We start from the raw sequence: 16,696 nt of genomic DNA on the forward strand, positions 1-16,696 counted from the left end.
GTTTGTCGTCCCGCCCCCCGGAGCCCTACCCATGACCCACCCAGCTTCCCGAGGCCGTTCGCGCCTTGAGAACAGGCAGGTCCACGCCATCCGCCTCGCCGTTCACAACGGGGAGACGCGCTGATGGAAGCCTTTCTGTCCTCCACCCTGCTGGTTACCCTGGGAGAAATCGGCGACAAAACGCAGCTGTTGTCCCTGGCGCTGGTCTGCCGCTTTCGCAGGCCCTGGCCGATCCTCGCCGGCGTCATCATCGCCACATTGATCAATCATGGCCTGTCGGTCTGGTTTGGTGACTGGCTCAGCGCTCATATCCCGGAGCAGTGGCTGCGCTGGATCCTCGGTATCGGCTTCATTGGCCTGGGGCTGTGGATGCTGATTCCGGACCAGGACGAGGAAATCAAGGCGGATCCTCGTTTCGGGCCCTTCCTCACTGCTCTGGTGCTGTTCTTCATCGCCGAGATCGGCGACAAGACACAACTGGCCACGGTGGCGCTGGCGGTGCGCTTTCAGGAATTCTGGCCCGTGCTGTTGGGCAGCACTGCCGGTATGATCGCCGCCAACTTGCCGGTGATCTGGGTCGCCCATCGCCTCGCCGGTGAGCGTCTGGAACGCTGGGCTCACCGTATTAGCGCGGTGCTGTTCATCGTTTTCGGAATCTGGGCGCTGCTGTAAACCCCTTGCTGGAGTCGTCATGGCACTGAAAGCCACTATCTACAAAGCCGAACTCACCGTCTCCGACATGGATCGCGACTATTACGCCACCCATGAGCTGACGCTGGCGCTGCACCCTTCGGAAACCGAGTCACGTATGATGCTGAGGCTGATGGCGTTCGCCCTGCATGCCCACGAGGACCTGGCCTTCACCCGTGGCATCTCCAGCACCGAGGAGCCGGACCTGTGGCGGCATAATCCGGACGGCACCCTGGCGCTGTGGATCGAGTTGGGCATGCCGGACGAGAAACGGCTGCGCAAGGCCTGCGGCCTGGCGGAGCAGGTACTGGTCTATTGCTATGGTCCGCGCGCGCCGCGGGTGTGGTGGGAGAGCATGGCCAACAAGGTGCGCCGCTTCGACAACCTTACCGTTCGTCATGTCGCCGCCGACAGCGAAACCGCCCTGGCCGGGCTGGCGCAACGGAGTATGCGCCTGCAGGCCATGATCCAGGACGGGCAGTTGTGGATCGGCGATGACAGCCGCAATGTGGAAGTCGACCGGCCGCAATGGTATCCCTAGGCGCCATGCCGAAGAGCAGCTACCATCAATGACAGGCCCGCACGGAGCGGGCCTTTCGGATTCGCCATCCAATGCTGGTCTGGCAAGGAGACATGCCTCATGACATCCGATCCGGCATCCGTATTGCTCTCGCAACTGGCCCGTCACTGGAAGGGGCTGCTGACTCTCGGCATTGTTTTCGTGGTCCTGGGCACTCTCGGCCTGGGTGCCGTCGGGTTGTTCACCCTGGTCGGCGTGCTGTGGTTCGGAGCCATTCTGATTTTCGGTGGCGTGCTGCAGATCGCGCAGGCGTTTCGCGCTTCCGGCCTGCCACGCAGTTTGTTGTTTCTGGCCATCGGCCTGCTCTACGCCCTGCTCGGCCTGTACGTGGTGTCGCAGCCGCAAGCAGCCGCCGGCGCCCTGACTTTACTGATCGCTCTCGCCTTGGTGCTTACCGGCCTGCTGCGTCTGCTGCTGGCCTGGCAGATGAGCCCGGTGGTCTCACCCTGGCTGCCGGCTCTGACCGGTGTTCTGGGCTTGGTACTGGCCGGGATGATCTTCTCCGAATGGCCGGAATCCAGTGCCTGGGTGATCGGACTGTTCATCGCCATCGAATTGCTGTTGAACGGCTGGATGCTGATCATGGTGGCGCTGACGGTTCGGCGACGCGCCAGCTCCTGACCCTTTCGCCCCCTGTGGGAGCTTGTCCGGGCGGCGGGCCGCTGCAAGCGAATTCGGCTTCTGGCGAAAAGATTCGCTTGCAGGCAAGCTCCTACAGCGGCGTTATAGCTAACTCTGAATTACTGTGTCGACGCTACATGGCTCTCTGGTTCACTCGCGCCGACACCTCGGCGGCGCTTTCCTTGCGTTCGGAGTAGCGGTCGGTGAGATAGTCGCTGCGATCGCGCACCAGCAGCGTGAATTTCATCAGTTCTTCCATCACATCGACAATGCGGTCGTAGAACGGTGACGGCTTCATGCGATCATGGTCGTCGAACTCCAGGAACGCCTTCGGCACCGAGGATTGATTCGGGATCGTCACCATGCGCATCCAGCGGCCCAGCACCCGCAACTGGTTCACCGCATTGAAGGACTGGGAACCGCCGCAGACCTGCATCACCGCCAGGGTCTTGCCCTGGGTCGGGCGCACACCGCCGAGGGCCAGCGGAATCCAGTCGATCTGCGCCTTCATGATGCCGGTCATGGCGCCGTGCCGCTCAGGCGAGCACCACACCATGCCTTCGGACCACTGGGCCAGATCCCGCAGCTCCGCCACCTTGGGGTGATCCGCCGGTTCCGCATCCGGTAACGGCAGGCCACGGGGATCGAAGATACGGGTTTCCGCGCCCATGGCTTCGAGCAGACGCGCGGCTTCCTCTACCGCCAGACGGCTGAAGGAACGCTCCCGCAAGGAGCCGTACAACAGCAAAATACGCGGCGGATGGGAGTCAGCGGCGCCCAGTTGCCGCCGATCCGGAATGTGGAACAGCTCTGTTTGTACATTGGGCAAATCATTCATCGTTACTTTCCTTAAGACAGCACCATCAACCAGCCGGCCAGGGCCAGCAGAGTGACGGTCAACACCGGCAGGGTCAGGACAATACCCACGCGGCAGTAGTAACCCCAACCGATCTTCATGCCCTTGCGGGCCAGGACGTGCAGCCACAGCAACGTCGCCAGGCTGCCAATAGGCGTTATTTTCGGCCCCAGATCACTGCCGATGACGTTGGCGTAAATCATCGCTTCACGCACCAGACCACCGGCCTGGCTGTCATCGATGGACAGCGCCACCACCAGCACCGTGGGCATGTTATTCATGATCGAGGACAGTCCCGCGGCGATATAGCCAGTGCCCAGGGTGGCGACCCACAACTCTTGCCGTGCCAGTTGGTTCAATACGCCGGCAACGGCATCGGTGAGGCCCGCATTACGTAAGCCGTAGACCACCAGATACATGCCCAGGGAAAACACCACGATGTTCCAGGGCGCGCCACTCAGTACCTTCATGGTGGAAATGTGATGGCCATGACGGGCAATCAGGAACAGTACCAAGGCGCCGATGCCCGCGATCAGGCTTACCGGAACCCCCATGGGTTCAGCAAAGAAGAAGCCGGCAAGCAACAGCGCCAGCACCCACCAGCCGGCCCGGAAGGTTCTGGGATCCTTGATGGCCTCATGGGGCTGGCGCAGCCTGTCTATCTCATACCCCCTGGGGACGTCACGGCGGAAGAACAGCCACAGCACCAGCAGCGACGCGGAGACCGATACCAGATTTACCACCGCCATCACCGTGGCGTATTCGCCGAAGCCAATATCGAAGAAGTCCACGGAGACGATGTTGACCAGATTCGAGACCACCAGAGGCAGGCTGGCGGTGTCGGCGATGAAACCCGCCGCCATGATGAACGCCAGGGTGGCGGCGGGCCCGAACCCCAGCGCCAGCAGCATTTCAAAAACAATGGGGGTCAGAATCAGCGCCGCCCCGTCGTTGGCGAACACCGCCGCCACCAGGGCACCGAGCAACACCACCGCCGCCAGCAGCCGGCCGCCATGGCCGCCGCCCCAACGGGCCACATGCAGCGCCGCCCATTCAAAGAACCCGGCTTCGTCCAGGATCAGACTGATGATGATGATGGCGATGAACGCGAAGGTGGCGTTCCAGACGATGTCCCAGACCACGGGAATGTCATCGAGATGAATGACACCGGTGAGCAGAGCCACCAGAGCGCCCGCGGCGGCGCTCCAACCGATACCCAGCCCCCGCGGTTGCCAGATCACCAATGTCAGGGTGGCAATGAAGATCAGTACCGCCAGCAGCATGATCAGTGTTCACCATGGGAGCGATGGATCTTCTGTAGTGACGCGGTCAGTCCCAGGGCGTTCAGATCCTCAAGATCCAACGCCACCAGGTCCTCGATGCGGCCTCTCAGCCGTTCATAGGTGGCCTCGAAAACAGCATCGATGGCGGCATCATCACCTTCCGCGATGGCCGGATCGGGAATCCCCCAGTGGGATTTGGCGGTATCCGCCAGCCAGACCGGGCACGACTCGCCGGCGGCGGCGTCGCAGACCGTCACGATGGCGTCGAAATGCTCGCCTTCCAGGTCGTCCATGGATTTGGAGGAGGGCTCCCCCACCGGGATGCCATGACGTTCCAGCACCGCCAGGGCACGGGGATGCACCTGGCCACTGGGCCGGCTGCCGGCGCTGGCGGCACGAATCCGGCCCCCGCCAAGATGGTTGGCCAGGGCTTCGGCGATGATCGAGCGGCAGGAATTGCCGGTGCACAGGAACAGTAATTTGATAGGGGTGGCCATGATAGCGCTCCAGAATTGAAGGTTAGCAGCACGCCGTGTCGATGGGCGTAATCCCCAGTTGCTCACGGGCGGGCGGCAGCAAGGTGTCGATGGTGGCGATCGCCCATTCCGGCAGCGCCGGGTTGAGCCGGTAGTGCATCCAGGTCCCCTCGCGACGCGCCACCACCAGTTCGCACTGGCGTAACTGCGCCAGATGACGGGACACCGTGGACTGCGGGGCGTCCATGGCCTCCACCAGATCACAGACGCAGATTTCCCGCTCCTTTTCCATCAGGCCCATGAGCCGGAGACGGTTTTCATCGGCAAGGCACTTACACAGTTGCGTGACGGTCAGATTCATTAGTTAATCCGTATATCCGGAATAACGGATATATTATATCCAAACAGAGGCTATCGCAACTTGCTTAATTCGCCAGCAAGCTGGCCTCCCACAGCGGCTTCGTAGCTTTGTCCGAGAGAACGGCCCTCTCCGTACATCTGGAAAGGACCGCGCCCCGTTTCTCAGCCTTTGACCTTCTCTTCCATCTCGTCCATGGAGATGTGGCGGACATCCTTGCCCTTCACCAGGAAGATCACCTGCTCGGCGATGTTGCGGGCATGGTCACCGATGCGCTCCAGCGCCCGCAGGGACCAGATGATGTTGAGCACGCGGGAAATGGCCCGCGGATCCTCCATCATGAAGGTCACCAGGGAACGCATGGCCGAGCGGTATTCCAAATCCACTTCGTTGTCCTCGGCGGCCACATCGAGCGCCTTGTCGGCGTCGAAGCGGGCGAAGGCATCCAGAGTATCGCGCAGCATGTTGCGCACGTGGTTGCCGATATGACGCACTTCCACGTAGCCACGCGGCGATTCGCCTTCCTCGGACAATTGCAGTGCCATGGCGGCGATCTTGGCGGACTCGTCGCCGATCCGTTCCAGATCGGACACCGCCTTGGTCACCGCGATGATCAGCCGCAAGTCGGACGCGGCGGGCTGGCGCAGGGCGAGCACCCGGGCGCATTCCTCGTCGATCTGGATTTCCAGTTTGTCGACCTTGTCCTCCGCCTGCATGACTTTTTCCGCCAGGTCGGAGTCGGCGCGTAGCAGCGCGTCCAGCGCGTCCACGACCTGTTTTTCCACCAGCCCGCCCATCTCCATCAGATGGTTACGGATGGATTCCAACGCCTCGTTGAACTGCGATGAGCTGTGTTGGCCAAAATAGGTGCGATCCATGGGCACTCTCCTCAACGTCCGGGCGTCAGCCGAACCGACCGGTGATATAGGCTTCGGTAAGCTCGTGTTCCGGCTTGGTGAACACGGTCTCGGTGTCATTCACCTCGATCAGACGACCCAGATGGAAATACGCGGTCCGGTTGGACACCCGCGCCGCCTGTTGCATGGAGTGGGTGACGATGGCGATGGTGTAGGACTCGGTCAGTTCGTCGATCAACTCCTCGATCTTGGCCGTGGCGATCGGATCCAGCGCGGAACACGGCTCGTCCATCAACACCACTTCCGGGCTGACCGCGATGGTGCGTGCGATACACAGACGCTGCTGCTGACCACCGGACAAACCCGTGCCCGGCGCATGTAGACGGTCCTTCACTTCTTCCCACAAACCGGCTTTGCGCAGGCTGGTTTCCACGATCTCATCGAGTTCGTACTTCTTGTTCGCCAGGCCGTGCAGGCGCGGTCCATAGGCCACATTGTCGTAGATGGATTTGGGGAACGGATTGGGCTTTTGGAACACCATGCCCACCCGGGCGCGCAGTTCCACCACATCCATTTTCGGATCGTAAAGGTCCTGATCCTCCAGGAACAATTCGCCGGTTACACGACAGATATCGATGGTGTCGTTCATACGGTTGAGGCTGCGAAGGAAGGTGGATTTGCCACAACCGGATGGACCGATCAGGGCCACCACCTCATTCTTGCCAATGTCCAGGCTGACCTTGTGGATCGCTTGGTTGTCACCATAGAACACGTCGACGTCACGCAAACGCATTTTCGGATCGTCCACGAACGGCGTGCCTACGGTGTGTTCGGGGTATCGGGTTTCCTGCATGGGCTGCTCTTCCAGGTCGATCAACGGCTCCTCGGCATGATTCCGACCGGAAGCGTTCTTGTCCAGTTTCTCAGCGGTGTCCATCGGTCATCTCCTCTGCTAGCGAGGCGCTTACCAGCGACGCTCGAGACGTTTACGCAGTACAACCGCCAAGGTGTTCATGGCGATCAGGAAGGCGAGCAACACCATGATGGCCGCGGAGGTCATGGCCACGAAGGACTGCTCGGGGCTGTCCGCCCAAAGGTAAATCTGCACCGGCAATACCGTGGACGCATCCAGCGGGCCGGTGGGAATGTCGACGATAAAGGCGACCATGCCGATCAGCAGCAGCGGCGCGGTTTCACCCAGCGCCTGGGCCATGCCGATGATGGCGCCGGTGAGCATGCCAGGCAGGGCCAGCGGCAGCACGTGATGCAACACCACCTGCATGCGCGAGGCACCCAGCCCCATAGCCGCTTCGCGAATCGACGGCGGCACCGTTTTGATCGAGGCCCGGCTGGTGATGATGATGGTCGGCAGTGTCATCAGCGTCAGCACCAGACCGCCCAGCACCGGCACCGAACGCGGCACGCCGAACAGGTTGATGAAGATCGCCAGACCGAGCAGACCAAAGATGATCGAGGGCACCGCCGCCAGATTGTTGATGTTCACCTCGATAAAGTCGGTGAAGCGGTTTCTCGGCGCGAATTCTTCCAGATAGATCGCCGCGGCCACGCCGATGGGGAACGACAGACACAGCGTTACCAGCATGGTGAAGAAAGAGCCCACCACCGCGCTCCAGATCCCCGCCAGCTCCGGTTCACGGGAGTCCCCGCGGGAGAAGAACGAGGCATTGAAGCGGCGCTCGGTGTCGCCGGCCTGCTCCAGTTCCGTGATCCAGCTTTTCTGCTCCGCGCTCATGCGGCTGTCCTGGCGGCCCTTTTCACCGGCCTTGAGGAACAGATCCACGTCATCGTCCGCCAACAGCCACAGGGTCTGGGTGGTACCCAGCCACTCGGGATTCTCCCGCAGCAAATCGCGCAACTCATAGCCAGCGCCAATGCTCATCAGAGCGCTCAGTTCCCGCACCTGGAGCCGTTCGGTCACCTCCGGGAAACGCGTCTTGAGGGCCTCGCGGACGATGCCGTCATAGTTGCCGTAGTTCAGCTGCTCCGGGTCCCGGGCGTCTTCAATATCCAGCGTTTGCTCGTTGAAGGTGATATCCAGCTTGATGTAATGCTCGAAGAACGCACTGCGGCCCTTGCCAATGATGTCGGTGAACAGAATCGCCAGCGCCGCCAGACCGATGGCGATGGAAATAATCCCGTAGGCCCGGAAGCGGCGCTCGGCGCGGTATCGGCGGGCCAGGGATTTGCGTACCTGCTCGGTGGTCTTACTCATGCGATGATTCTCCACTGCGGTGCCCTGGGCCCGATCATTCGTATTGCTCGCGGTATTTCTTGACGATGTGCAGCGCCAGGATGTTCAGGCACAACGTGGTCAGGAACAGCATCAGCCCCAATGCGAAAGCCGCCAGGGTCTTGGCACTGTCGAACTCCTGGTCTCCGGTGAGCAGAGTGACGATCTGCACCGTGACGGTGGTCACCGCCTCCAACGGGTTGGCGGTCAGGTTGGCGGCCAGGCCGGCGGCCATCACCACGATCATGGTCTCGCCGATGGCCCGGGAAGCCGCCAGCAGGATGCCGCCCATGATCCCCGGCAGCGCCGCCGGGAACACCACTTTACGGATGGTTTCGGAGCGGGTGGCGCCCAGCCCCAGAGAGCCATCACGCATTACCTGGGGTACCGCGGTGATGACATCGTCGGACAGGGAAGATACGAACGGGATGATCATCACCCCCATCACCAGCCCCGCCGCCAGAGCGGATTCCGAGGCCACGTCGAGCCCGAGCGTCTCACCCACTCCGCGAATAAAAGGGGCCACCGTCAGGGCGGCGAAGAAGCCGTATACCACCGTCGGCACCCCGGCGAGAATCTCCAGCATGGGCTTGGCCACCGAACGCACCCGGGACGGTGCGTACTCGGCAAGATAAATCGCCGACATCAATCCGATCGGCACCGCCACCAATAACGCGATGGAGGAAATCAGCAGCGTGCCGACGAACAGCGGAATCGCACCGAAGGCCCCGGAGGACGCCACCTGGTCGGCTCGCAGAGCGGTTTGCGGGCTCCATTGCAGCCCGAACAGGAACTCCGCCGGAGACACTTTCTGGAAGAAGCGGATCGACTCGAACAACACGGACATCAGGATGCCCACCGTGGTCAGAATCGCCACCGTGGCGCACAGCATGAAGATCACGCGCAGAATCGACTCGACTTGCTGCCGGGCCCGCAGCTGCGGTGCGATCTTCACCCAGCCCCAGGCGGCGCCGATCAGCCCCACCGCGATCACCACCACGGTCAGGGCCATGGCACTGGTGGTGCGCAGGTTGTTGAGACGCTCGGCGGCGGCGGCGATGGCCGGGTCCACCGACTCCGGCGACAACGAACCACTGGCGACGTTCTGGATCTGGCTGAGCAACAGACCCCGGGCGCCATCACTGTCCGGCCGGAGAGCATCGGGAAGGCCCTGCATGACCGTCTGGCGAATAATGGTGTCGTCGAATGCCAGCCAGGCCCCCAGTATCAGCAGGGCCGGCAGGGCACACCACAGGGCCGCGCGCATGGCGTAATAGAATGGCAGGGAGTGGAGGTGGCGGATGCCCCCCAACGGCCGCGCCAAAGCCAGTGACCGCTGATGGCCCAGGTAGTAGGCCAGCGCCACCATCACAATCAGCAACAGCAACAGATTGCCTGTTTGCATGCTCAGCTACTCCGAGATCATTGTTTGCTCGCCAAAACCCGCGGATTTTGGCCAACAAACCGCCTTCTGCCCAGAGGGCGAAAAAGCCCGATGGCCAAGACCATCGGGCTCGAGATGACGCATCCCTGCGATCCGCACTCCCTGAATTACAGCTCGTTACCCGTCATGGTAACCAGGCCCTGGGCCTGTTTGGCCATCTCGGCGCGCTTGTCGTCCGGCAGCGGAATCATGCCTTTGTCCACCAGGTAACCTTCCGGCCCCCAGGCACGCTCGCTGGTGAATTCTTTGATGTAGCCCTCGATGCCCGGTACCACGCCCACGTGCGCTTTCTTCACGTAGAAGTACAGGGAACGGGATACCGGGTACTCGCCGCTGGCGATCACTTCCATGGCCGGTGCCACGCCATTGATCTTGGCGCCTTGCACCTTACCGCGGTTCTGATCCAGGAAAGAGTAACCGAATACACCCAGAGCGCTCGGGTTGGATACCAGCTTCTGCACGATCAGGTTGTCGTTCTCACCGGCTTCCACGTAGGCACCGTCTTCACGGATGCTGCGGCAGATCGCCTTGTACTTGTTCTTGTCCTCGTCCTTGATGGCCTTCAGCCAGCCGAAGGTTTTACAACCGCCTTCGATAGCCAGTTCGTTGAAGGCGTCACGGGTACCGGAAGTCGGCGGCGGACCCAGCACTTCGATCTTGGTGTCCGGCAGGGAGGAGTTCACTTCCTTCCAGGTTTTGTAGGGGTTCGGTACCAGCTTTTCACCGCCCTTGGGATCCGGTACTTCCTTGGCCAGGGCCAGGAAGATATCGCGCAGGGTCAGGTCGATGTGCTGAGCCTTGGCGGAGTTGGCCACGACGATACCGTCATAACCGACAACCACTTCGGTGATGTCCTTGATGCCGTTGCTCTGGCATTGTTCGAACTCGGACTTCTTCATGCGGCGGGACGCGTTGGTGATGTCCGGAGTGTCAGTGCCAACACCTTGGCAGAACAGCTTCAGACCGCCGCCGGAACCGGTGGATTCGATCTTGGGCGTGGGATTGCCGCCACGGCCGAAACGCTCGGCAACGGTGGTCGCAAACGGGTATACGGTAGAGGAACCCACGATGGAAATGGTGTCACGGGCGATAGCGGTCGCCGGCGCGGTGGCGAAAGCCAGAGCAGCGGCGGCCCCAACAATCGACGCTTTCATTTTAACGTTCACAGTAAGCCTCCTGGTTTCATGGCACCGGCGTTGATCCACCCCGGTTTGTTCTTTCAGGCAGGGGGCATGCTAGATTGCGTATGTGACAACAAGATTACACCCGGGTGACGGTTGCGCTACCCCGTATTGCCTTACCTGGCAGGCCCGCGAACCGGAATTGACCGCCAAATGTCCATTGTTGGCTGACCCGGAGCGGCCTGATCCGTATAATCGCCGCCGAATTCTTGATCAGTGACATAACAAAGTGACCGTCCTCCATTCCCCGAGACTGGCCCATTTCCAGCGGGCCCTGCACCATCTGACCTGCGTCGTCGGCAGAGCCGTCTCCTGGTGCGCCCTGCTTATGGTATTCCTGATGGTGCTGGTGGTGGTAATGCGCTACGGATTCGGCATCGGCAACATCGCGCTGCAGGAAAGCATCACTTATTTGCATGGCGCGGTGTTCATGCTCTGCGCCGGCTACACCCTGGCCCAGGATGAGCACGTGCGGGTGGATGTGCTCTATCAGCACTGGAGCCCGCGCCGGCAGGCGCTGGTGAATCTGCTCGGCACCCTGTTTCTATTGTTGCCCATCTGCGTGGCGATTTTCGCGCTGAGCCTGGACTATGTGGTGCGCAGTTGGGCTGGCCTTGAGAAATCGGACAATGGCGGCCTTCCCCTGGTCTTCATACTCAAGAGTCTGCTGCTGGTGATGCCCGTGCTGCTGGGAATCCAGGCGGTGGCGGATCTGCTGCGCCACGCCATGACCCTGGCCGGAGCCTCTCAACCCGTGGACATCGAAGACCAGGAGACCCATCCATGGACATGATTCTGCCGCTTTCCATGTTTCTGGCGGTGGGTCTGGTGCTGCTCAGCGGTTACCCGGTGGCCTTCTGTCTTGGCGGCGTCGCCCTGCTGTTCGCCGTCGGCGGCCTGGCCACCGGCGTGGTTTCGGTCAACGACCTGACCTTCCTGCCCGGCCGGCTGTTCGGCATCATCAGCAATACCACCCTGATCGCCGTCCCGCTGTTCGTATTCATGGGCGTGATGCTGGAAAAGTCGAGAGTGGCTGAAAAACTGCTGGCCAGCATGGGCCTGCTGTTCGGGCGGCTGCCGGGCGGCCTGGGCTTCTCCATCATCCTGGTGGGGGCATTGCTCGCCGCCAGCACCGGCATCGTTGGCGCCACCGTGGTCACCATGGGCCTGCTGACGCTGCCCACCATGCTGCGCCGGGGCTACCAGCCGTCCCTGGCCACGGGCCTGATCTGCGCCACCGGCACCCTGGGGCAGATCATTCCGCCGTCCATTGCCCTGGTGTTGCTCGGCGACGTGCTCTCCACCGCTTACCAGGAGGCGCAGCTGCGTCAGGGCGCCTGGGCCCTGGAAACGGTGTCAGTGGGCGATCTGTTCGTCGGTGCCCTGATTCCCGGGCTGGTGCTGGTGGTGCTCTACCTGATTTATATGGCGGCGGTGAGCCTGTTAAGGCCGGAACAGGTGCCGGCGCTGGAACGCGACGATGGGGACGGCAACGGCCGCGCCGGTCCGATGGCGGCACTGAGCGGCCTGATTCCGCCCCTGCTGCTGATTCTCGCCGTGCTGGGCTCGATCCTGGCCGGACTGGCCACGCCCACCGAGGCGGCCGGTGTCGGCGCCTTCGGCACCCTGATTCTGGCCGCCGCCAACCGGCATTTGAATTTCACCATTCTGCGCGAGACCGTGCATGGCACCGCCCGGCTCACCTCCATGGTGTTCATGATTATGATCGGCGCCAGCCTGTTCACCATGGTGTTCCGCGCCTTCGGTGGTGAAGAGGCGGTGCAGCATCTGTTCGACGCCCTGCCCGGCGGCGTCCTCGGCGCCACCGTGATGGTGATGCTGATCATCTTCCTGCTCGGCTTCATCCTCGACTTCATCGAGATCACTTTCGTGGTGGTGCCGATCGTCGGGCCGATCCTGCTGGGCATGGGTCTGGACCCGATCTGGCTGGGGGTGATGATCGCCCTCAACCTGCAAACCTCCTTCCTGACGCCGCCCTTCGGCATAGCCTTGTTCTATCTGAGAGGGGTGGCGCCACCGGAAGTCCGTACCACGCATATTTACCGGGGCGTGGTACCCTTTGTCTTCATCCAAATCATTATGCTCGGTATCCTGGCGCTATTCCCTCAACTGGCGACCTGGCTGCCTCACCTGCTATATGGATAACAAGATGACCGATCCCAGCGACGACATCCCTCAACCCAAGGGCACTCTTGCCCTGCAAACCATTGCCATGCCGCAGAACGCCAACTGGAACGGCGATATCTTCGGCGGCTGGCTGGTGTCCCAGATGGACCTGGCCGGTTCGGTAACCGCTCGCGCCACCGCCAAGGGGCGCATTGCCACCGTGGCGGTGGATTCCATGGCGTTCCTGCGCCCGGTGCCGGTGGGCGCCGTGGTGAGCTGCTACACGCAGCTGCTCGACATTGGCCGCAGTTCGATGCAGATCCAGGTGGAGGTGTGGATTCGGGAAGATACCGGGGAGTTGGCCAAGGTCACCGAAGGGCATTTCACCTTTGTCGCCATCGACGACAGTGGCCGCACCCGGGCCGTGCCTCGCTAACAAGCGATCGCGGTCCTCTCCATAACAAGGAAGGACCGCGATTCAACCGGTCAGGCGTCCTTCAACACCAGTGTACGGCTGTTGAGCAGGGCCTGTTCGGCGACTTCCTGGTAGGGCATGGAAGCGTCACGGAAAGCGACGATCGACTCATAAATACGCCGTGACAGTTCATCCCCGGCGATCACCTCTTCGATCACCTGATCACTGGTGTCCTTCAGCGCCATCAGGACGTCGTCCGGCAGGCGGCGCAGCTGTACGCCATGCTCATTGACCAGCTGCTTGAGCGCATCGGCGTTGCGGGCGGTGAACTCGTCCAGGATGTGCTGGTTCTCCGCTTCCGCGGCGGAACGGACAATGTGCTGCAAATCCTGCGGCAGGCTGTTCCAGGCGTCCTTGTTAATGATCACTTCCAACGCGGAACCCGGTTCCTGCCAGCCCGGGTAGTAGTAGTACTTGACCACCTTGTACAGACCGAAGGCCAGGTCATTATAGGGACCGACCCAATCCGCGGCATCCAGCGCACCGGTCTGCAGGGAGGTGAATACCTCGCCGCCGGGCATCTGCACCGGAATCGCCCCCAGGCGCTTGATCACCTCGCCAGCCAGACCGGGCATGCGGATCTTGAGCCCCTTGAGATCGTCGACGGAATTGATTTCCTTGTTGAACCAGCCGGCCATCTGCGTGCCGCTGTTACCGCAGGCCAGCGGCTGCAGGTTGAACGGCTCGTACAATTCCTCCCACAGTTCCTGGCCACCGCCGAAGTTGAGCCAGCCGTTCATCTCCCAGGCGGTCAGCCCAAAAGGAATGGTGGTAAAAAAGGGCATGGCCGGATGCTTGCCCTTCCAGTAATAAGGCGTGGAGTGGCCCATTTGGGCACTGCCGGAACGGACCGCGTCAAACACTTCGGTGGCGGGCACCAGCTCGCCGGCGCCGTGCACCTTGACCGTCAGGCGGCCTCCGGACATGGCATTGACGCGTTCGGCGAAGCGGTTGGCACCGGTACCGAGACCGGGGTAATTCTTCGGCCAGGTGGTGACCAGATCCCATTTCAGCGCTTCGGCTTTCTTCTCACCGGCGGCATTGTTGTCACTGGCGGCGGGTTTTTCATCCTGGCCACAGCCCGCCAAGGCGGCGGCGCCCAGCCCCAGGCCCAGGGCGGAAACGAATTTGCGACGATCCATTGGTCAGTCTCTCCCCTTCGGGTTGTTGTAAGTATGTGCCCGGAATGACCGGGCACGGATCTTATCTCTTTTTACGAAACGGCTGTCCATGGGACCTTTATCTAACCCTGCGGCGGCTACATGCACGCCCCTCTACAGAGCATCCCTCTACAGCACATCCAGGCGGGCGTACTGGCTGACCAGCCATTTGGTCCCCACGCCATCGAAGTTGATTTGCAGACGGGCGTTGGGTCCCTGCCCTTCGAAGTGCAATACCGTACCTTCTCCGAATTTGGGATGCACCACCCGCGCGCCCAGGCCGATGCCGTTGGCTTCCTCCTGGCGCACCGTGCCGCGGCGGCCCACCGGCCGGCTCACCGCCGCCCGCACCCGCACCTCCTCCACCAGCTCACCGGGAATCTCTCGCAGGAAGCGGCTGGGCGGATTGAGCGTCTCGTTGCCGAACAGGCGCCGGCTCTCGGCGTAGGTCAGATACAGCTCGCGCATCGCCCGGGTCAGCCCCACGTAACAGAGTCTCCTCTCCTCGGCCAGCCGACCGGGCTCCTCCGAGGACATCTGATGAGGGAACAGCCCTTCTTCCAGGCCGGTGATGAACACCACCGGAAACTCCAGCCCCTTGGCGGAGTGCAGGGTCATCATCTGCACCGCGTCCTCGAATGCCTCCGCCTGGCCGTCACCGGCCTCCAGGGCGGCGTGATCGAGGAAGGCGGTGAGCGGGTCCAGATCGGACTCCTCGTCACCCTCACCAAACTGGCGCGTGGCGGACACCAGCTCCTGCAGGTTTTCCACCCGCTGCTGGCCTTTGTCGCCTTTTTCCTGACCATGGAAGTCCAGCAGGCCGCTGGCGGCGATCACATGTTCCGTGGTCTCGGCCAGATCCAGCGTCTCGGTCTGTGCCGCCAGTTGATCCACCAACTGCAGGAACGCCAGCAGCGCGTTGCTGGCCCGGGGGCTGAGCAGGCGTTCGTTGACGATCGCCACCGCCGCGTCCCAGAGCGGGATACCGCGCAGGCGGGCCTGCTCGCGTACCGCCTCCAGGGTCTTATTGCCGATGCCCCGGGTCGGGGTGTTCACCACCCGCTCGAAAGCGGCGTCCGCCTGACGGTTGTTGAGTAACCGCAGATAAGCCAGGGCGTTACGGATTTCAGCCCGCTCGAAGAAGCGCTGGCCACCGTAAATACGATACGGAATGCCGGCCTGCAGGAACGCCTCCTCCAATACCCGGGACTGCGCATTGGAACGGTACAGCACCGCCATATCATTGCGATTGGTGCCCTGCTGCACCAGGCTTTCCACCTTGCCGGCGATGAAACGGGCTTCATCCACTTCATTGAAACCGGCATAGAGGCGAATCGGGTCCCCCTTGCCGTCCTCGGTCCACAGTTGCTTGCCGAGACGGTCCGGGTTGTTGTCGATCACCGCGTTGGCCGCTTCCAGAATGGTGCCGGTGGAGCGGTAGTTCTGCTCCAGACGGATTACCCGGGTGTCCGGGAAATCGCGGCTGAAGCGATGAATGTTCTCGATCTTGGCGCCGCGCCAGCCGTAGATGGACTGGTCGTCGTCGCCGACGATGGTAACCGCGTTATGCTCATCGGCCAGCAACCGCAGCCAGGCGTACTGAATGGCGTTGGTGTCCTGGAATTCATCCACCAGGATATGGCGGAAACGGCGCTGGTAGTGGCCGCGCAGGTCATCGTTGTCGCGAAACAGCTCCAACACCCGCAGCAGCATTTCATTGAAGTCCACCAGGCCGGCGCGCTCACAGGCTTCCTCATAGGCCAGATAGATCTTCTGCATGGTCGCGGCGAACAGATCACCGCCGCTGACATCCATGTGCGCCGCGCGCAGCCCTTCGTCCTTCTGGCCGTTAATGAACCAGGTGGCCTGGCGCGCCGGCCAGCGCTGCTCATCCAGCCCTAACTCCCGGATCACCCGTTTTACCAGCCGCTGCTGGTCATCGGCGTCGATGATCTCGAAGCTCTGGGGCAGGCGCGCCTCCTGCCAGTGCGAGCGCAGCAGACGGTGAGCGATGCTGTGGAAAGTGCCCACCCACATCCCGCCAGCGGGCATGGCCAGCAGCTGTTCGATGCGGCCGCGCATCTCCGCCGCCGCCTTATTGGTGAAGGTGACCGCGAGAATACCGAACGGCGAGGCCTGTTCGGTGGCGATCTGCCAGGCAATGCGGTGCACCAGCACCCGGGTCTTACCGGAGCCGGCGCCGGCCAACACCAGCAAATGGCGGTCTTCCGCGGCGACCGCGTCGCGTTGGGCCGGGTTGAGGCCTTCAAGAAGTGAGGTTACGTCATCCATGGGCCCGGAGTTTATCAGAACCAGCGAAAGCCGGCGCTGGCTTTA

At 62.1% G+C, this 16,696-nt stretch carries 17 protein-coding genes; 6 read left to right on the forward strand and 11 right to left on the reverse strand.

The window, feature by feature from the left end; genetic code table 11:
* Window positions 1-123: 123 nt before the first annotated feature.
* From RYH70_RS20440 to RYH70_RS20450, 3 genes are all read left to right on the forward strand, one after another.
* Complete coding sequence (locus RYH70_RS20440; RefSeq protein WP_080531783.1) at window positions 124-672, forward strand: TMEM165/GDT1 family protein; 549 nt, start codon at window positions 124-126, stop codon at window positions 670-672.
* Between the two features lie 19 nt (window positions 673-691).
* Entirely contained in the window at window positions 692-1,231 is a 540-nt protein-coding gene (locus tag RYH70_RS20445; RefSeq protein WP_022997304.1) for a YaeQ family protein, read from the forward strand.
* A 99-nt stretch (window positions 1,232-1,330) separates the two neighbouring features.
* Window positions 1,331-1,891: an HdeD family acid-resistance protein gene (locus RYH70_RS20450; protein ID WP_055100322.1), complete on the forward strand. Its 561-nt coding sequence runs from the start codon at window positions 1,331-1,333 to the stop codon at window positions 1,889-1,891.
* Between the two features lie 133 nt (window positions 1,892-2,024).
* Here RYH70_RS20450 and arsH read toward each other — a convergent pair whose 3' ends face one another.
* From arsH to RYH70_RS20495, 9 genes are all read right to left on the reverse strand, one after another.
* Window positions 2,025-2,729 (reverse strand): arsenical resistance protein ArsH, encoded by a 705-nt coding sequence (gene arsH / locus RYH70_RS20455; protein ID WP_022997306.1) that lies wholly within the window; start codon window positions 2,727-2,729, stop codon window positions 2,025-2,027.
* A gap of 11 nt (window positions 2,730-2,740) precedes the next feature.
* Window positions 2,741-4,030, reverse strand: coding sequence for an arsenic transporter (locus RYH70_RS20460; RefSeq protein WP_080531784.1), 1,290 nt, complete (start codon window positions 4,028-4,030; stop codon window positions 2,741-2,743).
* A 2-nt stretch (window positions 4,031-4,032) separates the two neighbouring features.
* Window positions 4,033-4,527 (reverse strand): arsenate reductase ArsC, encoded by a 495-nt coding sequence (locus RYH70_RS20465; RefSeq protein ID WP_022997308.1) that lies wholly within the window; start codon window positions 4,525-4,527, stop codon window positions 4,033-4,035.
* Between the two features lie 22 nt (window positions 4,528-4,549).
* Window positions 4,550-4,867, reverse strand: coding sequence for an ArsR/SmtB family transcription factor (locus tag RYH70_RS20470; protein WP_022997309.1), 318 nt, complete (start codon window positions 4,865-4,867; stop codon window positions 4,550-4,552).
* Between the two features lie 161 nt (window positions 4,868-5,028).
* Window positions 5,029-5,742 (reverse strand): phosphate signaling complex protein PhoU, encoded by a 714-nt coding sequence (gene phoU, locus RYH70_RS20475; RefSeq protein ID WP_022997310.1) that lies wholly within the window; start codon window positions 5,740-5,742, stop codon window positions 5,029-5,031.
* Between the two features lie 25 nt (window positions 5,743-5,767).
* On the reverse strand, window positions 5,768-6,658 hold the full coding sequence (gene pstB, locus RYH70_RS20480; RefSeq protein ID WP_022997311.1) for a phosphate ABC transporter ATP-binding protein PstB: 891 nt from the start codon (window positions 6,656-6,658) through the stop codon (window positions 5,768-5,770).
* 27 nt (window positions 6,659-6,685) lie between these two features.
* Window positions 6,686-7,954, reverse strand: coding sequence for a phosphate ABC transporter permease PstA (gene pstA, locus RYH70_RS20485; protein ID WP_317009589.1), 1,269 nt, complete (start codon window positions 7,952-7,954; stop codon window positions 6,686-6,688).
* Between the two features lie 34 nt (window positions 7,955-7,988).
* A complete protein-coding gene (gene pstC / locus RYH70_RS20490; protein ID WP_097058887.1) occupies window positions 7,989-9,377 on the reverse strand; it encodes a phosphate ABC transporter permease subunit PstC in 1,389 nt (462 codons plus the stop codon).
* Between the two features lie 146 nt (window positions 9,378-9,523).
* A complete protein-coding gene (locus tag RYH70_RS20495) occupies window positions 9,524-10,570 on the reverse strand; it encodes a substrate-binding domain-containing protein (RefSeq protein ID WP_233917654.1) in 1,047 nt (348 codons plus the stop codon).
* A gap of 256 nt (window positions 10,571-10,826) precedes the next feature.
* Between RYH70_RS20495 and RYH70_RS20500 the strand changes: the two genes are divergently transcribed.
* From RYH70_RS20500 to RYH70_RS20510, 3 genes are read left to right on the forward strand one after another with little or no spacing between them, the layout of a single operon-like run.
* The gene (locus tag RYH70_RS20500) at window positions 10,827-11,390 is read left to right on the forward strand and encodes a TRAP transporter small permease subunit (RefSeq protein ID WP_309599194.1); all 564 of its coding nucleotides are present in this window, start codon (window positions 10,827-10,829) and stop codon (window positions 11,388-11,390) included.
* Window positions 11,381-12,763, forward strand: a complete 1,383-nt coding sequence (locus RYH70_RS20505) for a TRAP transporter large permease (RefSeq protein ID WP_026948767.1) — start codon at window positions 11,381-11,383, stop codon at window positions 12,761-12,763. The genes RYH70_RS20500 and RYH70_RS20505 overlap by 10 nt, the downstream gene beginning before the upstream one ends.
* A 4-nt stretch (window positions 12,764-12,767) precedes the next feature.
* Complete coding sequence (locus tag RYH70_RS20510; protein WP_014996682.1) at window positions 12,768-13,160, forward strand: acyl-CoA thioesterase; 393 nt, start codon at window positions 12,768-12,770, stop codon at window positions 13,158-13,160.
* Window positions 13,161-13,210: 50 nt separating this feature from the next.
* On the opposite strand, the gene RYH70_RS20515 is transcribed toward RYH70_RS20510, so the two are convergent.
* Entirely contained in the window at window positions 13,211-14,341 is a 1,131-nt protein-coding gene (locus tag RYH70_RS20515) for a TRAP transporter substrate-binding protein (protein ID WP_022997318.1), read from the reverse strand.
* A gap of 147 nt (window positions 14,342-14,488) precedes the next feature.
* On the reverse strand, window positions 14,489-16,651 hold the full coding sequence (uvrD, locus tag RYH70_RS20520) for a DNA helicase II (protein WP_022997319.1): 2,163 nt from the start codon (window positions 16,649-16,651) through the stop codon (window positions 14,489-14,491).
* Between the last annotated feature and the right edge of the window lie 45 nt (window positions 16,652-16,696).

The organism is Alloalcanivorax xenomutans (genome assembly GCF_032810065.1).
Lineage (GTDB): Bacteria > Pseudomonadota > Gammaproteobacteria > Pseudomonadales > Alcanivoracaceae > Alloalcanivorax > Alloalcanivorax xenomutans.

Bases quoted from the DNA above. Each gene is read 5' to 3' on its own strand.
- RYH70_RS20440 (WP_080531783.1), top strand. From the start codon at position 124: ATGGAAGCCTTTCTGTCCTCCACCCTGCTGGTTACCCTGGGAGAAATC.
- RYH70_RS20445 (WP_022997304.1), top strand. From the start codon at position 692: ATGGCACTGAAAGCCACTATCTACAAAGCCGAACTCACCGTCTCCGAC.
- RYH70_RS20450 (WP_055100322.1), top strand. From the start codon at position 1,331: ATGACATCCGATCCGGCATCCGTATTGCTCTCGCAACTGGCCCGTCAC.
- arsH (WP_022997306.1), bottom strand. From the start codon at position 2,729: ATGAATGATTTGCCCAATGTACAAACAGAGCTGTTCCACATTCCGGAT.
- RYH70_RS20460 (WP_080531784.1), bottom strand. From the start codon at position 4,030: ATGCTGCTGGCGGTACTGATCTTCATTGCCACCCTGACATTGGTGATC.
- RYH70_RS20465 (WP_022997308.1), bottom strand. From the start codon at position 4,527: ATGGCCACCCCTATCAAATTACTGTTCCTGTGCACCGGCAATTCCTGC.
- RYH70_RS20470 (WP_022997309.1), bottom strand. From the start codon at position 4,867: ATGAATCTGACCGTCACGCAACTGTGTAAGTGCCTTGCCGATGAAAAC.
- phoU (WP_022997310.1), bottom strand. From the start codon at position 5,742: ATGGATCGCACCTATTTTGGCCAACACAGCTCATCGCAGTTCAACGAG.
- pstB (WP_022997311.1), bottom strand. From the start codon at position 6,658: ATGGACACCGCTGAGAAACTGGACAAGAACGCTTCCGGTCGGAATCAT.
- pstA (WP_317009589.1), bottom strand. From the start codon at position 7,954: ATGAGTAAGACCACCGAGCAGGTACGCAAATCCCTGGCCCGCCGATAC.
- pstC (WP_097058887.1), bottom strand. From the start codon at position 9,377: ATGCAAACAGGCAATCTGTTGCTGTTGCTGATTGTGATGGTGGCGCTG.
- RYH70_RS20495 (WP_233917654.1), bottom strand. From the start codon at position 10,570: ATGAAAGCGTCGATTGTTGGGGCCGCCGCTGCTCTGGCTTTCGCCACC.
- RYH70_RS20505 (WP_026948767.1), top strand. From the start codon at position 11,381: ATGGACATGATTCTGCCGCTTTCCATGTTTCTGGCGGTGGGTCTGGTG.
- RYH70_RS20510 (WP_014996682.1), top strand. From the start codon at position 12,768: ATGACCGATCCCAGCGACGACATCCCTCAACCCAAGGGCACTCTTGCC.
- RYH70_RS20515 (WP_022997318.1), bottom strand. From the start codon at position 14,341: ATGGATCGTCGCAAATTCGTTTCCGCCCTGGGCCTGGGGCTGGGCGCC.
- uvrD (WP_022997319.1), bottom strand. From the start codon at position 16,651: ATGGATGACGTAACCTCACTTCTTGAAGGCCTCAACCCGGCCCAACGC.